The organism is Dankookia rubra, from assembly GCF_004355005.1.
Lineage (GTDB): Bacteria > Pseudomonadota > Alphaproteobacteria > Acetobacterales > Acetobacteraceae > Paracraurococcus > Paracraurococcus ruber_A.
Genome location: NZ_SMSJ01000243.1, coordinates 1 through 1,882, shown reverse-complemented (window position 1 = coordinate 1,882; position 1,882 = coordinate 1). Strand labels below are relative to the sequence as shown.

The 1,882-nt window shown below is 67.7% G+C and carries 1 protein-coding gene and 1 pseudogene; one reads left to right on the top strand and one right to left on the bottom strand.

The window, feature by feature from the left end:
* Positions 1-232 precede the first annotated feature (232 nt).
* Positions 233-1,582 (top strand): IS1380 family transposase, encoded by a 1,350-nt coding sequence (locus tag E2C06_RS36295; RefSeq protein WP_133293361.1) that lies wholly within the window; start codon positions 233-235, stop codon positions 1,580-1,582.
* Positions 1,583-1,754: 172 nt separating this feature from the next.
* On the opposite strand, the pseudogene E2C06_RS36290 reads toward E2C06_RS36295, so the two are convergent.
* Positions 1,755-1,882 (bottom strand): annotated as a pseudogene (locus tag E2C06_RS36290) (IS481 family transposase); the annotation flags it as partial.

The following is a 1,882-nucleotide window of genomic DNA, read 5'->3' as shown; positions in this document are numbered from 1 at the left end:
GACGTTCCTCTTGCGCCGCCGCCGGCAGCTTGCGCATGTCCACATGCTTCATGCCCCCAACCTGGACGGATCCTACTCGCCTTCAAGACCGCCCAGGCCGGATCAATAAAACTGGTCCAATCGCATGCGGTCCTAGCCCGGATTATGCACGAGGGCTGACGGGTATGGCGCAAGCGGTTGTGCGGACGTAGCATTTGGCTGCGACACACAAACCCAGCCGCGTCCGGAGGCCATGCCCGTCACGGTTGAAGCTACCCCGCCGCTGCCCGGCCTGTCACCGGTCGGCGGCAAGCCCCTGATTGCCCGGTTCGACGGCGGTCAGCTCTCCTCCGACGGCGGCCTGCTGGCGCTCCGTGAGATCGAGCGCCGGCTCGGCATCGCCAACCGGCTGGCGGCCTGCATCGACGACCCGCGCGCGCCGGAGCGAGTCCGGCATCGCCTCGCTGCCATCCTTCGCTTCCGCATGCTGATGATCGCGGCCGGTTACGAGGACGGCAACGACGCCAACAGCCTGCGGCACGATCCGGTCTTCAAGCTCGCCCTCGATACGCTTCCCGACGGCGGTCCACTCTGCTCGCAACCGACCATCTCACGGCTCGAGAACCTGCCGGACGTTCGGGCGCTGCTGCGGATGGCCCGCGCCATGGTGGGGCTGTACTGCGGCAGCTTCCGGCAGGTGCCCCGACGCATCGTGCTCGATGTCGATGACACCTTCGATGCCGTCCATGGCGGGCAGCAGTTGCGGCTGTTCAACGCCTACCACGAGGAGTACGGCTTTCAGCCGATCGTGGTGTTCGACGGCGAAGGCCGCCCCGTGGCCGCCATGCTGCGCCCGGCCCGGCGTCCCACGGGTGCCGAGGCCCGTGCCTTCCTGCGCCGCCTGGTGCGCGGGATCCGGAGCCACTGGCCCCGGGTCGAGATCCTGATCCGCGCCGACAGCCATTACTGTGCGCCCGAGGTGCTGGACTTCTGTCGTGCCGAGCGGCTTGACTTCGTGCTCGGTGTGGCTGCCACCACCACGCTCCACAAGCATATCGCGGCGCTGGAGCAGAGCACCGCTACCCGGTACGCGGCGACGCCGGGCAGCGGCAAGCTGCGCCGCTACAAGGTGTTCTGGGACGGCGCCGGCAGCTGGAGCCGGGTCGAGCGCATCATCGCCCGCGTCGAGGCCGGACTGCAGGGCACCGACACACGCTTCGTCGTCACCAACCTCGCCGGCGGCACGCCGCGCCGGATCTACGAGTACCTGTACTGCGCGAGGGGAAAGGCCGAGAGCCACATCAAGGCCTGGAAGCGCCACCTCGCTGCCGATCGGACCTCGTGTTGCCGCGCTACCGGCAACCAGGTCCGCCTCATGCTGCATACCGCCGCTTACTGGCTGCTCTGGTCGCTCCGCAGCCTCATGCCAAAACGCTCCATTTGGCGCGTGGCTCAGTTCGACACCTTGCGACTGCGCCTGGTCAAACTCGCCACTCGCGTCGTCGCGCTTAAAACCAAGGTCATGCTGCACCTGCCGAGCGCCTGCCCGGACAGGGCCATCCTACGCCTCGCCCTCGAGCACATGCCGCGCCTGACCTGCTGAGCCTTGGGGCGGATGCGCCAGCCGAGCCCTCCGAACCGCAACCAGCCAGCACCGCGATCCGCCCCCTGCCACCGGCTCCGAACCCGGAACCGGCAACGCGCGGCCGCACAACCACAAAGCGAGCGAAGCGGACGTTATCAGGCCGCCCGCCCAGCCTCATGAATTTTGCGGGCTAGGTGTTTGGTCCCGGGGTTTCGTGGTGCGGGTTTGCTGTGAAGCGCTGCGGCTCCGCCGTCCATGCTTTGCAGATGAATTCGTATGGCGTTAGGCCGCGTAGTCGCTTGAGGCGGCGACCGAAGT